We start from the raw sequence: 14,799 nt of genomic DNA, 5'->3' as shown, positions 1-14,799 counted from the left end.
ATCTCATGAACCCAAACGTTTCATCCGACGCTGCCTACGACGTCATCATCATCGGTTCCGGCGCCGGCGGCGGCACGCTCGCACAGCGCCTCGCTCCCAGCGGCAAGCGCATCCTCATCATCGAGCGCGGCGATTTCCTTCCCCGTGAACGTGAAAACTGGGATACACGCGCGGTCTTCGAGGAAAAGCGCTACCTCGCCAAGGAAACCTGGTTCGACAAAGACGACAAACCCTTCGAGCCCTACACGCATTACTGGGTCGGCGGCAACACCAAGGTCTATGGCGCCGCGCTCCTCCGCATGCGCGAGCACGACTTCGGCGAGGTGCGTCACTGGGGCGGAGTGTCTCCCGCCTGGCCCATTTCCTACTCCGATCTCGAACCGTATTACTCCGAGGCCGAGCACCTTTATTCCGTCCACGGCACGCGCGAGCCCGGCAAGCGCGATCCTTACGACCCCAAATCTTCGCGCGATTACCCGTTCGGCCCCGTCGCGCCCGAGCCGCGCATCGCCGAATTGATGAGCGATCTCAGATCGCTCGGCACCAATCCTTTCCCGGTTCCGCTGGGCGTGCGGCTCAACGAGCGCGATCGCGCCGCGCCCCCGTCTCACCTCAGCCAGTTCGACGGCTATCCCGATCTCACCGAAGCCAAGGCCGATGCGCACGTCGTCGGCATCCGCGCCGCCCTCAAGTATCCCAATGTCTCCATTCTCACCCGCGCCAAAGTCGAGCGTCTCGACACCGACGAGCGCGGCCGTACCGTCCGCGAGGTCATCGTTACGCGCGACGGCGAGCCCCTGTCACTCCGCGCCGACATCGTCGTTCTCGCTGCAGGCGCGATCAATTCCGCCGCGATCCTTCTCCGCTCTTCGAGCGCGAAGCATCCAAACGGCCTCGCCAACAGCTCCGATCAAGTTGGCCGCAACTACATGACGCATCACAACGGATGCTTCCTCGTCGTCTCGAGCGAGCCCAACTCCTCTCAATTTCAAAAGCACTTCGCGATCACCGACTTCTACCGCGGTGCGCCCGATTCACCATACCCCCTCGGCACAATCCAGCTCATGGGTAAGCCCGATCCGGGCACGATCCAGTGGCTCCGCGGCGATCAGCTCCCCGGTGAGAATCTCGAGAGCATCCAGTCCCGTACCATCGATTTCTTCCTTACATCCGAAGACCTTCCCAGCGCGACCAACCGTATCTCGCTGCGCGCCGATGGCTCCCTCCGCGTTGCCTACACGCCCAACAACCTCAACGCCTACCAGCGACTTGAAGTCAAACTCCGCGAACTCATGACGCTCGCCGAGCGCGGTCGCGGCAGATCGCAACCTCATTTTCTCTCTTCACGTCTCGGCGTCGGCGGCGTCTCTCACCAAAACGGGACGCTCCGATTCGGCACCGACCCGCGCACGAGCGTGCTCGATCTCAATTGCCGCGCCCACGATGTCGAAAATCTCTACGCCGTCGATGGTTCTTTCTTCCCATCCAGCAGCGCGGTGAATCCGTCTCTCACCATCATGGCCAATGCGCTCCGTATCGGTGATCACTTGAATCGCCTTCTCGGGGCTTCGCAAGTCAGACAGCCGGAGGTCGTGCACGCATGAATCGCCTCGTGCAAGCCCTCTACATGATCGCCGTTCTCGCGCCGGTTCGCGCGCAGACCCCCGCGCAGCCTTCTTCTTCTTCTTCTTCTTCTTCTTCTTCTTCTTCTTCCCAGCCCATCGCCGCCGCCGTCCTCGGTGTCACCATACCCGTCAGCGATCTTGATGCCGCGATTGATTTCTACACGCGCGTGCTCAGTTTCGAAAAACGCGACGAGCGAGAATCCGCCGGACGCGAGTTCGAATATCTCGAAGGGACGTTCGGCGCTCGCGCCCGCTTCGCGACGCTCCGCCTCGGGCAGGAGCAGATCGAACTCGTGCAGTATCTCGCGCCCGAAGGCCGCGCGATCCCCGCCGAGTCGCGCAGCAACGACGCCTGGTTCCAGCACATCGCCATCGTCGTCCGCGACATCAACGAGGCCTATTCCCATCTGCGCCAGAACAAGGTCCGTCACGCATCTTCCGGTCCGCAAACACTCCCCGCGACCATTCCGGCTGCCGCCGGAATCAGCGCGTTCTATTTCAAAGATCCCGATGGCCACGTACTCGAAGTGATCCACTTCCCCGTCGGCAAAGGCGACCCGCGTTGGCAGACTCCGACCGATAGGCTTTTCCTCGGAATAGATCACACGGCGATCGTCACTACCGACACCGAGCGCGCCCTTGCCTTCTATCAAGGCAAGTTGGGCCTGCGCATCGCCGGCACAAGCGAGAACTTCGGCGATGAGCAGGAGCATCTGAACAACGTCTTCGGCGCCCGACTGCGCATCACGGGTCTTCGCGCTGCTTCCGGTCCGGGGATCGAGCTTCTCGAATATCTCGCCCCGCGCGACGGACGCCCGTTTCCGCCATCAACCAAAGCCTCGGACCTCTGGTCCTGGCAAACGCGCGTCGAAACGTTCAACTCGTCCTCTCTCGACGCCGCGGCGACGCTCACCCGATCGTCGTGGGTCTCGCCGGGAATCGTCGAATTCGCGGCCACATCGCAACCTCGTGCTTTCGTCTCGCGAGATCCCGACGGCCACGCGATCATGCTTCTCGCCCCCGCCCCATCCCCTGCCTCAGCCTCCGCCGTAGCCCCAACACCCGTATCCGCAAAGGCAAGCGATTGACACGCTTCACGACACGCGGCATCCCATTTCCGAGCACCAAAAAAGGACGCCCCAGTGATTAGTTTCTCTCGAATCGGCCTCGTCAGCACGCTCGCCTTCTCCGCTCTCGCAATCGCCGAGCCCGCGCCGAACACTTCCGAAATCCGCACGACGCTCACTGCGCTCCAGACCGGCAAGTCTTTCGCGCCCAAGGATGCCGTCGGCTCTTATCTCGCGCTCCACTTTCTTCCCGCTGTCTCAGGTCAGGCTCAGCCGCACGCCGACATCGTGAAAGAATTTGCGTCGCAGACTTCGACCCTGGCGGGACTGACGGAAATCTTCATCACGCCCGACCCAGCGCCCTGGACAACAAATCTCGGCGACTCCGCGGCAATCGTGTATCTCGATACCGGAAGCGGGCTCGCGACCGAACTCAAGCTCAGCCCGCTCAATTCCCCGGCGACGATCGTCTTTGATCCCGCCGGTCACGAACTCTTCCGCTGGTCCGGCGCCGCGCCGCACGACCATTTGTCTTTCGTTGCTTTCCAGCAGCGCTTCACCAAAGCGACTACTCCTGAGTCGATCAAGGAGTACAACCTCCCCAAGGGCAACAACCTCGCGATCGAAGGCTACGACCCGGTCGCCTACTTCGTGGGCGGCAAGCCCCTGAAGGGAAGCGCCAATATCACGTCGACCTGGCGCGGCGTGCAATACCGCTTCGCGAGCAAAGAAAACCGCGACACCTTCAACGCCAATCCCGACAAGTTCGCGCCCACCTACGGCGGCTGGTGCGCGAGCGCGATGGGAGCAAAGGGAACCAAAGTCGAAATCGACCCGACCAACTTCAAAGTCAAAGACGGTCGCCTTCATCTCTTCTACAAAGACTTCTTCTCCGACGCGCTGAAAGACTGGAACAAGCACGAGAAGGAATGGGAGCCCGCCGCCGACGCAAACTGGAAAAAGTCTAGCGGCGAAGGCCCGCGCACTGCCTCGAAGTAGCCATCTCGTTTCCGAGTCTCTCCCTCTCCCTCGTCCCTCGCTTCTTTGCGTTCATTGAAGCGGGGGATTTGAACGCTTCCGATCGGAGCTCCACGATGAATCAACCGCTCTCTCGTCCGCTCCTCATCCTTTCCTGGTCGCTCCAGATTCTGGTCGCGATCATCCTCTTCCAAACCCTCTTCTTCAAGTTCACCGGCGCCGAAGAAAGCAAGTTCATCTTCCGCACGATCAACGCCGAGCCCGTCGGCCGCATCGCCAGCGGCATCTTCGAGCTCATCGCCGTCATCCTCCTGCTGAATCCTCGCACGGTCGCGATCGGTGCCATTCTTTCTGCCGGCGTCATCACGGGTGCAATCATCACCCATCTCACCAAGCTCGGAATCGTCGTGCACAACGATCGAGGCCTCCTCTTCGGCCTCGCGCTCACTGTTTTCTTTGGCTCGATCGCGATCCTCGTTATCCGCCGCCGCGAAATCCCGTTCATCGGACATCACTTTGCATCGAGCGGCGCTCAACCCGGAATCGTGAACACCTAGCGCTTCGCGCACACGCCGTCACTTATTCGGAGCGACAACATGGCAACAGCGACACCCGACCCCGAATCCGCTCGCCTTCAGCATGCGGACAAGCAGCCATGGCGCCGCTGGGGTCCCTATCTCTCCGAACGTCAGTGGGGCACGGTGCGCGAGGACTATTCCCCCGGCGGCGATTGCTGGAATTCCTTCCCGCATGATCACGCCCGCAGCCGCGCTTACCGCTGGGGCGAAGACGGGCTCCTCGGAATCAGCGACGAAGAAAGCCGGCTCTGCTTCGCGCTCGCGCTCTGGAATGGCAAAGACCCGATTCTCAAGGAACGTCTCTTCGGACTCACCGGTCCCGAGGGCAACCACGGCGAAGACGTCAAGGAGCATTACTTCTATCTCGATTCGACGCCGACGCATTCCTACATGAAGGCGCTGTACAAGTACCCACAGGCCGAGTTTCCCTACACGCGCATCGCCGAAGAAAACCGCCGCCGCTGCCGCGATCAGCGCGAATTCGAGCTCGAAGACACCGGTGTGTTCTCGTCGAATCGCTACTTCGATATTCAAATCGAATACGCCAAACGCGGTCCAGAAGATATCGCGATCCGAATCACGGTTTCCAATCGCGGACCCGATGCCGCAACACTCCACGTTCTTCCCACCCTCTGGTTTCGAAACACCTGGTCGTGGGCCAACGACTCGTGCGCGGGTTCGTGCACCACGATGCCCATGATCAAGGCGATCGGTCCCGCATCACTCGCCGCGACGCACGACGATCTCGGCCGGTACGAACTCCACTTCGAATCCGGCGGTGCTCCCTCTGCTCAAACGCCCAAACTCGTCTTCACCGACAACGTCAGCAACGCCGAGCGTCTCTGGGGCGTTCCGAGCGAATCTCGTTTTCGAAAGGACGCGTTTCATCGACTTGTGATCGACCGAGACGCCGACGCTGTCAACCCGCAGCCGATGGGAACCAAGGCCGCGGCGTGGTACACGCTGAACATCGCCGCGGGCGCAAGCGTCGTCCTCCGTGCTCGCCTGGTCCGCACCGGCGACAGCGCGATGCGTGCCCCGACCTCGTCATCGCTCGAAGCAGCCGAAATCAACAAGACCTTCAATCAGCGCATCGCGGAAGCCGACGCCTTCTACAACGCTCCCGGTCGCCGCCACGATCTCCTTCCGCCCGAGGAACGCCTCGTCGCGCGCCAGGCCGCCGCCGGGCTGCTCTGGAGCAAACAGTTCTACTACTTCGACATTCCAGATTGGCTGAACGGAGATCCGAAGACCCCGCGCCCCCCCGAATCGCGCAAGCGGGGCCGCAACAGCGACTGGGGCCATCTCAACAACAAAGACATCATCTCGATGCCCGACAAGTGGGAATACCCGTGGTACGCCGCGTGGGATCTCGCATTCCAGATGATCCCCTTTGCGCGTCTCGATCCGCAGTTTGCCAAAGACCAGCTCGTGCTCTTCCTCCGCGAGTGGTACATGCACCCCAGCGGCCAGCTCCCCGCGTACGAATTTGCGTTCGGCGATGTCAATCCGCCCGTGCACGCCTGGGCGGTGTGGCGCGTCTACAAGATCGCCGCCGAGAAGATTCCCGACGGTTCTTCCAGGCGCGACCGCGTTTTCCTCGCCCGTTGCTTCCAAAAGCTTCTCCTCAACTTCACCTGGTGGGTCAACCGCAAAGACCCGACCGGCAAGAACCTGTTCAGCGGCGGGTTCCTCGGTCTCGACAACATCGGCGTCTTCGATCGCTCCCAGCCGCTCCCGACCGGCGGACACCTGGAGCAGGCCGACGGCACCGCGTGGATGGCTTTCTACTGCGGCACGATGCTGAGCATGGCGCTCGAACTCGCCAAGGACGACCCCGCCTACGAAGACATCGCCACCAAATTCTTCGAGCACTTCATCGCCATCACCGACGCCATGAACACGCTCGGCGGCACCGGTCTCTGGGACGAACACGACGGTTTCTACTACGACCAGATCCGCATGGGCGATCAGGTGACCCCGCTCCGCGTCCGTTCACTCGTCGGCATGATCCCGCTCCTCGCCGTCGAAATCCTCGAATCGGACACAATCGACAAGCTCCCCGATTTCAAGAAGCGGATGGAGTGGTTCCTGAAGTACCGCACCGATCTCCCTTGGGCGACCGAGTGCGCCTGTGCGCATTCACAACACTCGTCCAATCACCGGTTGCTCGCGATCCCGACTCGAGACCGTCTCGTCCGGACCGTGCGCTATCTCCTCGACGAATCCGAATTCCTGTCTCCCTTCGGCGTGCGCTCTGTTTCCAAGTTCCACGAGGCCAACCCCTACATCTTCCGCGCCGGAGACCAAGAACACCGTGTGGACTACTGCCCCGGCGAGTCCAACACATGGCTCTTCGGCGGAAATTCCAACTGGCGCGGGCCCATCTGGTTCCCGCTCAACTTCCTCCTTGTTGAAGCTTTGGAACGCTACCAGCACTATTACGGCGATTCGCTCACGGTCCAGACCCGCGCCGGTCAAACGCTCACCTTCGCACAAGCCGCCGACGAGATCCGTGTCCGGCTCACCAGTCTCTTCGTTCCCGACGAAGACGGCGTGCGTCCTTGCCACGAAGGAAGCCCGCAGTTCTCAACCGATCCGCACTGGAAAAACCTTGTCTACTTCCACGAGCATTTCCATGCCGACACGGGACGCGGGCTTGGCGCAACCCACCAGACCGGTTGGACGGCGCTCGTTCTCGAAATGCTGAGATCCTCTCCCAAACCCGGAAAGTCCGTCGACCGTCGCGATTCGGAGCAGGAAAGCACCGTGACAGTCCGCCGTCACGCCGCCCCGGTCGCGGCATCTCAGTGACATCGTTCCTTTGCGCTCGCCGTGAGGAGTCGCGATGCCCATTTCCCGAATTCTCATCACATCCGGTCCCACACACGAGCCCATCGACGCCGTGCGCTTCATCGGCAATCGCTCGTCCGGTCGCATGGGTGCCGTGCTGGCAGACGCCGCCGCAGGGCGAGGCGACGAAGTCGTATTGCTTCTTGGTCCCGGTGCGGCACAACCTGCGGACCCCGCCGTCACAGTTATCCGTTTCCGTTCCTGCGCCGATCTCCAATCGCTTTTGCGTTTGCACGCCCCGCACGCGGACACCCTCATCATGGCCGCGGCAGTCGCTGACTATCGGCCCAAGCCCAATCCCCTGATGTCCGGCGGAAAATTCCGCCGCACAAATCAGCCGCTCACGCTCGAACTCGAGCCCACGCCCGATCTGCTCGCGGAGGTCGCCGCAACCCGGCGTGCGGGTCAGCTTTTTGTAGGCTTCGCGCTCGAGCCGCGCGAAGAGTTGCTTGCTTCCGCGCAGCGCAAGCTCACGAAGAAAAGAGTTGATGTCGTCGTCGCAAATCCGCTCGAGACCATGGATTCAGATTCCGTCGAGGCCATGCTCGTCTTCAAAGACGGAAGCCGCATTGACACGCCCGGCCTTATGAGCAAGAAAGCGTTCGCGTCGTGGTTCTTCGATGTGCTGCCGGCTTTTCAGAGCGCAGGCAAGAAAACGTCCGAATCCACTGCCTTCGCACCCGCGGCAAACTGAGCTTCCTCCAAGTCCTAAATCCCGGTCGCCATTCGCACAACTTGCGTGGTCATTTCCATCTCGCCTGCGGGCACCATCACCATCAGGTGATCGCCCGGCAGCATCACAAAGCGCGCTTCCGGCAGCACCTCCTGGCCCGCGCGCTCGATGCCGATCACGAGGCAGCCTGCCGGCAAGCCCGATTCGCGGATCGTCCTGCCCGCCAGGCTCGAGCCGTGCTGGATCCCGAGATAAACCGTGTGCGGTTTGGTGATCGTCAGCGCTCCGTGCTCCGCCGTCATCCGATCCACATCCGCCTCGAGCAGCGCCTCATAGATCGGCACGTCCTTCAGTGCGCCCGCGACCAGGTCGCTGATCAGGCACGTGACGCCGAGCGCCAGAAGTTGCTGGTAATTCCCCGTCATCTCGACGATCAGGACGATTCCCGTCAGCGGCGCCCGAATCGAGCCGGTGAAGAACGCCGCCATCCCCAGCACGGCAAACGCGGTGATGTGCGGTTCGAGCGCTGGGAAGAATCGTGCGATCTCCTCGCCGATCATCGCGCCCGAGATCGCGCCGAGCAGAAGAATCGGCGCGAAAATGCCGCCTGGCGCTCCCGACGAGTAGGACAGAATCGTCAGAACAAACTTTACGAGCAGCAGGACGAAGAGCATCCCCAGCCCCCATCCCAGATGCCCGCCGAGTAGTTTTTCTGCGATCGAGTGCCCGCCGCCAACCGCCTCAGGGAGCCACCACGCCGCAAATCCGCAGATCGCCGCCGCGATCCCGGGCAGCATCCACGACGGCACAGCGCGGATCTTCCGAGCCGATGCGCACGACTTCAGCAGCACGCGATTGAACAAGACGCCGAGCAAGCCTCCCGCGACTCCCACAAACGCCGCGGCGGGCAACGCAGAAAGCGGAATCGCCGAGTATCCCGTCGCACCGAATGAGGGCAAATCACCGCCGAGCGCGCGAGCAACGATGTCGGCCGTCAGCGCCGCGACCAGCGCACCCGCGAACGTTCGCGCCGACAGCTCGCGGTGCATCTCCTCGATAACAAACAGGAACCCCGCGAGCGGCGCGTTGAACGCCGCGGCAATCCCCGCCCCGGCGCCGCATGTCAGTAGCTGAGGCACCGACCGCGAAGGTATGCGCAGCAGCCCCGCGACCGCCTGGCCGATCGCCGCGCCCATCTGCACGGTCGGGCCCTCGCGTCCCATCGAAAGCCCGACGCCGATGCCGAGAATTCCGCCCAAGAACTTGATCGGCAGGAGCCTCTTCCATCGCATCGTGCGGACGTGGAGCAACACGCCCTTCAAGTGAGGAATGCCGCTCCCCGCCGCGTCCGGAGCGAACCGCAGCACGACCCATCCGATCAAACTGCCGGCGCACAGCCCGACGATCGGCAGCACCGCCCACCCCCAGAACTCCGCCCGAGGCATGCCATGCAGCCACTCGAGAAAATTCCCGCGCGATCGCTCCGCTTCAACGAGCACCCACTTGAACGCGACAGCGAGTAGTCCTGCCAGAATCCCGACGATCGCCGCCCGCAACAGGTGCCGGTTCTTCGAATCCTGAAGCCGAGTCTCGACATTCGAAACCGGTGAGGAATTTGCTGCAGCGGACGCGGCCGGGGACTTGTGCTCACCGGAATTGGTACTTCCATCCTCCGTCACGAGTGCCCTCGCGATGCATGAGCCTCGGCGTGCCGGCTCTTCGGTTCGCCCGTAACGCGGCGCGCCGCCGCCTCTCGCGATTCACTCTCCGGTTCATCGGCAAAGTAGATCGTCTGCGACGGAAAGGCGAAGTCGATCCCGGCATCGCGGAACTGACGAGCGATCGCCAGATTGATCGACTGCAGCGCATCCATGTGTGCGTTGTAGTCCGGTGACTTGATGTAGTACACCGCCTCGAAGTCGAGCGACGACCCCCCGAATTTGGCGAAATGGCACCGATCAAACCGCAGCTTCTCGTTTCCCTCGATGATCTTCCGCACCATCTTGGGAATCTGCTCGAGTTGATCCGCCGCCGTTGCATAGACCACGCCAAAGTTGAACACGACGCGACGCTCGGCCATCCGCTTGTAGTTCCGTATCCGGCTCTTTAGAAGGTCCGAGTTCGCGAAGACCAGCTGCTCGCCCGAAAGACTCCGAACTCGCGTAGTCTTCAGGCCGATGTGCTCGATCGTTCCCATCTCGCTTCCGGAAATGATGAAGTCGCCCACGACAAACGGTTTGTCGAGCGCAATCGAAAGCGACGCAAACAAGTCGCCCAGGATGTTCTGAGCCGCCAGCGCGACCGCGATGCCGCCGATTCCCAGCCCCGCGATGAGCGCCGTGATATCGATCCCCAAGTTCTGCAAGGCCAGCAGCAGCACCAGCGCGTACACGATCGCCAGAACCGCCCAGCGCAGGCTGACGATCGTTGCGGCCGCCGAGTGTGTCGAAGCGCCGTCCCCTTTGTCCCGCGAGATCCAGGCCAGTCCCCAGTCGACGAACACCGGCACGAACCGCGCGAGCTGGATCGCCAGCATTACGACCACGACGGCCTTGGCCGGGAGCGCGATGCGCGGATCAAACACCAAAAGGGCCGCGGCGACCGCCAAGACCCACGTGGTGATCGCCAGCCACTTGCTTCCCATGCGGCGCATTACCGCGCGGACCGACCAGTCATCCGCTGCGATCGGGCCTCTCCGACCGGTGAACAACTTCCGGATGATCGGAATACCGAAAAGCACAAGCACGAACGTGGCCGCCGCCGCGAGCCAAATCCAGAGCGGCCGATCGAGAATCAACTTGTTCCAGTCCAAGTTCTTCCAGTCCATGGTTCCTCCGGCAATCTCGCCGCGTCCGTTCCCGATTGTTCCAAGCCCAACCCGGCGGGCGCCACCGGCCCGCTCATGAAGACGCTCTCATGATTTATGTTTTTCTTCTGACCGAATACTACCGCCCTCATGCGCTCCCGAAAGTGCAATTCCGGAATTGCATCGATGGGCGCGCAAAGAAGATAATGCCAAAGCCCAAACATCCGTTCTCTAGAATGACGCGCTCGCGCACTCCGCGTTCATCCCATCGGGTGGAGACTCCATGATGCGGAATTCACTTTCAGCGGCTCTCGCAATCATCTCTCTTGCATTCCCGTCCGCCGCGGACCCGCCGCCGCTCGAACCGGTGGATGAAACGATCGAGGCGCTGCTCGCGCAGCAGGACACCAATCACGACAGCCTCATCACCACCGCCGATCAGGGCAGCCGGCTCTTTTTCCTGAATTCGCACGGTAAGAAGCCGTTCCTTGTGGAAGGGACATACCGGCTCGGCAATCTGCTCCAGCAACTCGGGGCCGCGCGCAGGGAAGGAAAGCGGCAGATCCAGGTCACCTCCGCCGAGATATTCCTCAACCCGGCGCAGCACGTTTCCTTCATGATCCGTGAGTACTACTGGAACTGGCTCACCCGCACCGTCGATGCGAAGGGTCTGTCTCGCATCGTCGATGACCCGAAGCTCGCCGGCGCGCCCGCGCGCGTCTACGTTCCGTTCGGTGACGCCGAAGCATGGAAGTACTACTCGACCATCGCAAGCGAAAACCCGAGCCTGCACGTCGAGGCAATCCGTCTGCCCGAAACCGTCACGCCCGAGTTCGCGAGATCGCTCAACAGTGCGCCGGGGATTCTCGCGCTCGCGCTCGTCGGAGACGATTCCGGCGCTCTTTCGGGCGAGCCGTTCGTCGTTCCCGGCGGGCGTTTCAACGAGATGTACGGCTGGGACAGCTATTTCATCGCGCTCGGCCTGCTCGCCGACGGACGCACCGATCTTGCGCGATCCATGGTGGACAACTTCGTCTACCAGATCGAGCACTACGGAAAGATTCTCAACGCCAACCGAACGTACTACCTCACCCGGTCGCAGCCCCCGTTCCTGACCTCGATGGCGCTCGCGGTGTATGAGAAACTGCCGCGAACGGGAGAGAGCCGTTCGTGGCTGGAGCGAGCGGTGCGAGCCGCTATCCGCGAGTACGAAACCGTCTGGACCGCCGAACCGCACCTCACGCCGACAGGCCTCAGCCGCTATTTCGGCTCCGGGCTCGGGGTACCTCCCGAAGTCGAACCGGGGCACTTCGCACCGATCATCCGTCCGCTCGCCGCCGCCAAGGGGCTCACCGAAGCGGAATTCGAGAAGCGCTACATCGCTGGAATGCTTTCTTCCCCCGAACTCGATGAATCGCTGAAGCACGATCGCGCGATGCGCGAGTCCGGCCACGACACGTGCTACCGGCTCATCGGTCGCGCCGCCGATCTCAACACCGTCGCGCTCAACGCGCTGCTCTACAAATACGAGTCCGATCTCGCGAGCATCATCGAACAGGAATTCGGGGGGAGCATCACGCTCGCCTCCGGCGACTTCAGCCCGGACCAGTTGTGGAAGAAGCGAGCGCAAACCCGCCGCGAGCTCATGATGAAGCTGATGTGGGATGAACAGCGGGCCCTCTTCTTTGACTACGACTTCGTGCACGCCAAGCGGCTCGACGATGTGAGCGCCACCACGTTCTATCCGCTCTGGGCGGGGATGATGAACCGCGAAGAAGGGCAGCGCCTCGCTCGCGCGGCACTCGCGCTTCTCGAAGAGCCCGGCGGTATCGTCGCCGGCACCGAGGAATCCCGAGGTCGACTCGGCGCGGGCCGCCCGCCCCGCCAGTGGGATTACCCCTTCGGCTGGGCGCCGCACCAGATGATCGCCTGGCGTGCGCTCGTGCGGTGCGGCCTCGAGGAGGACGCGCGCCGCATCGCCTACCGCTGGATCTACATGATCGCGATGAACGCGGCACGCTCCAACGGCGCGATCGTCGAGAAATACGACGTCGTCGCCCGCAGCATCGAAGCATCGGCCGAGTACGGAAACGTCGGTTCTCGATTCAAACTCGTTCCAGACGGCGGCTTCGGATGGACGAATGCTTCATATCAAGTCGCTTGGTCCTACGTCAGCGACGCCGACCGCGAATCGCTCGGAAGGTTGATCCCGCCGGAGTGGGTCTTCGGCGCATCGCGCGAGAGCCAATCGCCGGAGTAGGCGCAGAAAAAGGGCGAGCCCCTCTGGCTCGCCCTCGCTCACACTCTCTCTCGTGACTCATCTCACGGACAGAGCAGTTCGTTGTACGCGACGACGAAAATCTGGAAGTCGCTGTCGTCGACGAAGTCGTCGCCGTTCAGATCCGCCGGGCATCCCGCGGGCATCGATGCGTCGTTGCAATCGAGAATGTTGTACGCAACGACGAACATCGTGAAGTCAGAATCGTCCACAAAGCCGTCGTTGTTCAGATCGCCCGGACACGGTGCAACTTCCGACTGCCGCTCGAACGCGCCGTGATCCACAATCGGCGCCGTTCCGAATCCGGTATCGACGGTGTCCGGATCGTCCACAAACCGCGGCATCCCGTTCCAGTCCGTCGTCATGCCGCTCGGAACCGCGGCATTCTCTCCCGCATCAACGCTCGGCGAACCCGCGAGCAACCGGTAGTCCCCCGCGCCCGGATCCACAAACATCGGATCCGCAGTCACGATCGTCAGACCTCCGATCACAGGGCCCATCGAGACCTGCGTCGCCTGGAAAACGGTGTTCGCCATGATGTCGATGATGCCGAGATCCGTCGATTCAAATCCGATGCGTGCCCCCGGTCCCGAGAAGTAGAGAATGTTGTTGTTGGCCATCGCCGAAAATCCCGAAATGTCCTGTCCCGTCGTGCGCGGCCCCGTCGCCTTCCCGGTGTTCCCACCCGATCCGGACGATCCGCCGCTCCCGGTCGATCCGGTCGAGCCCGTCGGCCCGGTGCTCCCGCCGATTCCCGGGTTTCCTCCAGGCCCGCCATTTCCCCCCGCGCCACCCGAGCCGGCCGCACCTGCTGCACCACCGGCGGCCGCGACGAGATTCGAAAAAGTGTTGTTGACAACCCGCGGACTCGCGCCGGGATTCGTGACAAGGACCGACCAGAGATTGCCCGAGTTGCCGCCATCGCCACCCGGACCACCTGTACCTCCCTTTCCTCCTGTGCCGCCCTGACCTCCATTGCCGACAACACCTTGGCCGCCTTTGCCTCCGGTACCTCCCTTGCCTCCCGTGCCACCTTTGCCTCCTGAACCTCCGCGGCCGGAAGTGGTCGATTCGAAGAGGTTTTGCGCGATGAGCGATTCACCGGTGTTGCGCATCTCGATGAGGACAAGCGTGCCACCGTTGCCGCCGTCTCCGCCCGGGCCCCCCAAGCCTCCTTGGCCGCCGGTGCCCCCGGTTCCGAATGTGGCGTTGTCGCCGGTGGTGCCTTGGCCGCCGGTGGAACCTTGCGAGCCGTTGCCGCCGGTGCCGGCCTTGAGGTTTGTGAAGAGCGAGTTGGTGACATCGAGGCGCTGTGCGCCGTCGACGTAGATTCCGTAGAGACTGGAAGCACTGCCGCCGTTGCCTCCGGTGCCGCCGGCGTTCGCTCCGCTGTACGATTTCATCGGACCGATGTTGCTGGCGGTCACGGTGATGTCGGCGTCGGCGCCGCCGAGGATCGCGCGACGCGTGCCCGGAGCAACGACGAAATCGTCGTCGTCTCGGATGGTGCACGAAATCAACTTGAGTGTCGCGTTCGATACGTTGAAGCACGTGTTGAGCATGTCGCTGATGATGGTGTGTGTGAACGTCGCGTGCGAACCGCTGAGCACATCGATTCCGTCCCAGGTGTCATTCACAGTCATGAACTGAACGGGGTCGGCTTCGGTGCCGTTGACGTTGACAACAGCGCCGGATTCGAACGAGACTTTCCAATCGGGACCGACGATCACGAGCGCTCCGGCGCCGATCGTGAGGGTGCCGGTGTAGCTTGTGTCGTCGGAGATAATCAGAAGACCGTGAGCGGGCACCACAACATCGCCCGGCATGACGGTGAGCGCCCGGGCCTGTCCCGAAAAGGCGAGAAGCGCGAGCAGAGGTGAAACCGAGCAGAGTCCGCGAGTGAGCATCTTTCGTCTCCTTTTTCTTTGGCGAGCGTGAGGC

At 62.4% G+C, this 14,799-nt stretch carries 10 protein-coding genes; 7 read left to right on the top strand and 3 right to left on the bottom strand.

All coding sequences use genetic code 11. The features are described from left to right. The first annotated feature begins 5 nt into the window (after window positions 1-5). From KF691_15550 to KF691_15525, 6 genes are all read left to right on the top strand, one after another. Window positions 6-1,604: a GMC family oxidoreductase gene (locus tag KF691_15550; GenBank protein ID MBX3390863.1), complete on the top strand. Its 1,599-nt coding sequence runs from the start codon at window positions 6-8 to the stop codon at window positions 1,602-1,604. Beyond that, entirely contained in the window at window positions 1,601-2,713 is a 1,113-nt protein-coding gene (locus KF691_15545) for a VOC family protein (protein ID MBX3390862.1), read from the top strand. Before KF691_15550 ends, KF691_15545 begins: the two co-directional genes overlap by 4 nt. 54 nt (window positions 2,714-2,767) lie before the next feature. After that, window positions 2,768-3,691 (top strand): hypothetical protein, encoded by a 924-nt coding sequence (locus tag KF691_15540; GenBank protein ID MBX3390861.1) that lies wholly within the window; start codon window positions 2,768-2,770, stop codon window positions 3,689-3,691. A 95-nt stretch (window positions 3,692-3,786) separates the two neighbouring features. Continuing rightward, entirely contained in the window at window positions 3,787-4,227 is a 441-nt protein-coding gene (locus tag KF691_15535; GenBank protein ID MBX3390860.1) for a DoxX family protein, read from the top strand. 39 nt (window positions 4,228-4,266) lie between these two features. Continuing rightward, on the top strand, window positions 4,267-7,062 hold the full coding sequence (locus KF691_15530) for a glucosidase (protein ID MBX3390859.1): 2,796 nt from the start codon (window positions 4,267-4,269) through the stop codon (window positions 7,060-7,062). Between the two features lie 34 nt (window positions 7,063-7,096). After that, window positions 7,097-7,795, top strand: a complete 699-nt coding sequence (locus tag KF691_15525; GenBank protein ID MBX3390858.1) for a phosphopantothenoylcysteine decarboxylase — start codon at window positions 7,097-7,099, stop codon at window positions 7,793-7,795. Window positions 7,796-7,809: 14 nt separating this feature from the next. Here the strand turns inward: KF691_15525 and clcA are convergent, their stop codons facing one another. Together clcA and KF691_15515 are read right to left on the bottom strand one after the other, a co-directional pair. Continuing rightward, window positions 7,810-9,453 carry a H(+)/Cl(-) exchange transporter ClcA gene (gene clcA / locus KF691_15520; protein ID MBX3390857.1) on the bottom strand — a complete coding sequence of 548 codons (1,644 nt, stop codon included), beginning with the start codon at window positions 9,451-9,453 and terminating at the stop codon, window positions 7,810-7,812. Beyond that, window positions 9,450-10,601, bottom strand: a complete 1,152-nt coding sequence (locus KF691_15515; GenBank protein MBX3390856.1) for a mechanosensitive ion channel family protein — start codon at window positions 10,599-10,601, stop codon at window positions 9,450-9,452. The genes clcA and KF691_15515 overlap by 4 nt, the downstream gene beginning before the upstream one ends. A gap of 262 nt (window positions 10,602-10,863) precedes the next feature. On the opposite strand from KF691_15515, the gene KF691_15510 reads away from it, so the two are divergent. Further along, window positions 10,864-12,840: a hypothetical protein gene (locus KF691_15510; GenBank protein MBX3390855.1), complete on the top strand. Its 1,977-nt coding sequence runs from the start codon at window positions 10,864-10,866 to the stop codon at window positions 12,838-12,840. Window positions 12,841-12,902: 62 nt separating this feature from the next. On the opposite strand, the gene KF691_15505 is transcribed toward KF691_15510, so the two are convergent. Continuing rightward, a complete protein-coding gene (locus KF691_15505) occupies window positions 12,903-14,765 on the bottom strand; it encodes a hypothetical protein (protein ID MBX3390854.1) in 1,863 nt (620 codons plus the stop codon). Window positions 14,766-14,799 lie beyond the last annotated feature (34 nt).

This window comes from Phycisphaeraceae bacterium (genome assembly GCA_019636555.1).
Classification (GTDB): Bacteria; Planctomycetota; Phycisphaerae; order Phycisphaerales; family UBA1924; genus JAFEBO01.
This window is presented reverse-complemented; position numbering and strand designations above follow the sequence as displayed.

What these genes read in the sequence shown, in the direction of transcription:
- KF691_15545 (MBX3390862.1), top strand. Translation starts at nt 1,601, where the DNA reads ATGAATCGCCTCGTGCAAGCCCTCTACATGATCGCCGTTCTCGCGCCG.
- KF691_15525 (MBX3390858.1), top strand. Translation starts at nt 7,097, where the DNA reads ATGCCCATTTCCCGAATTCTCATCACATCCGGTCCCACACACGAGCCC.
- KF691_15535 (MBX3390860.1), top strand. Translation starts at nt 3,787, where the DNA reads ATGAATCAACCGCTCTCTCGTCCGCTCCTCATCCTTTCCTGGTCGCTC.
- KF691_15530 (MBX3390859.1), top strand. Translation starts at nt 4,267, where the DNA reads ATGGCAACAGCGACACCCGACCCCGAATCCGCTCGCCTTCAGCATGCG.
- KF691_15550 (MBX3390863.1), top strand. Translation starts at nt 6, where the DNA reads ATGAACCCAAACGTTTCATCCGACGCTGCCTACGACGTCATCATCATC.
- KF691_15515 (MBX3390856.1), bottom strand. Translation starts at nt 10,601, where the DNA reads ATGGACTGGAAGAACTTGGACTGGAACAAGTTGATTCTCGATCGGCCG.
- KF691_15510 (MBX3390855.1), top strand. Translation starts at nt 10,864, where the DNA reads ATGATGCGGAATTCACTTTCAGCGGCTCTCGCAATCATCTCTCTTGCA.
- KF691_15505 (MBX3390854.1), bottom strand. Translation starts at nt 14,765, where the DNA reads ATGCTCACTCGCGGACTCTGCTCGGTTTCACCTCTGCTCGCGCTTCTC.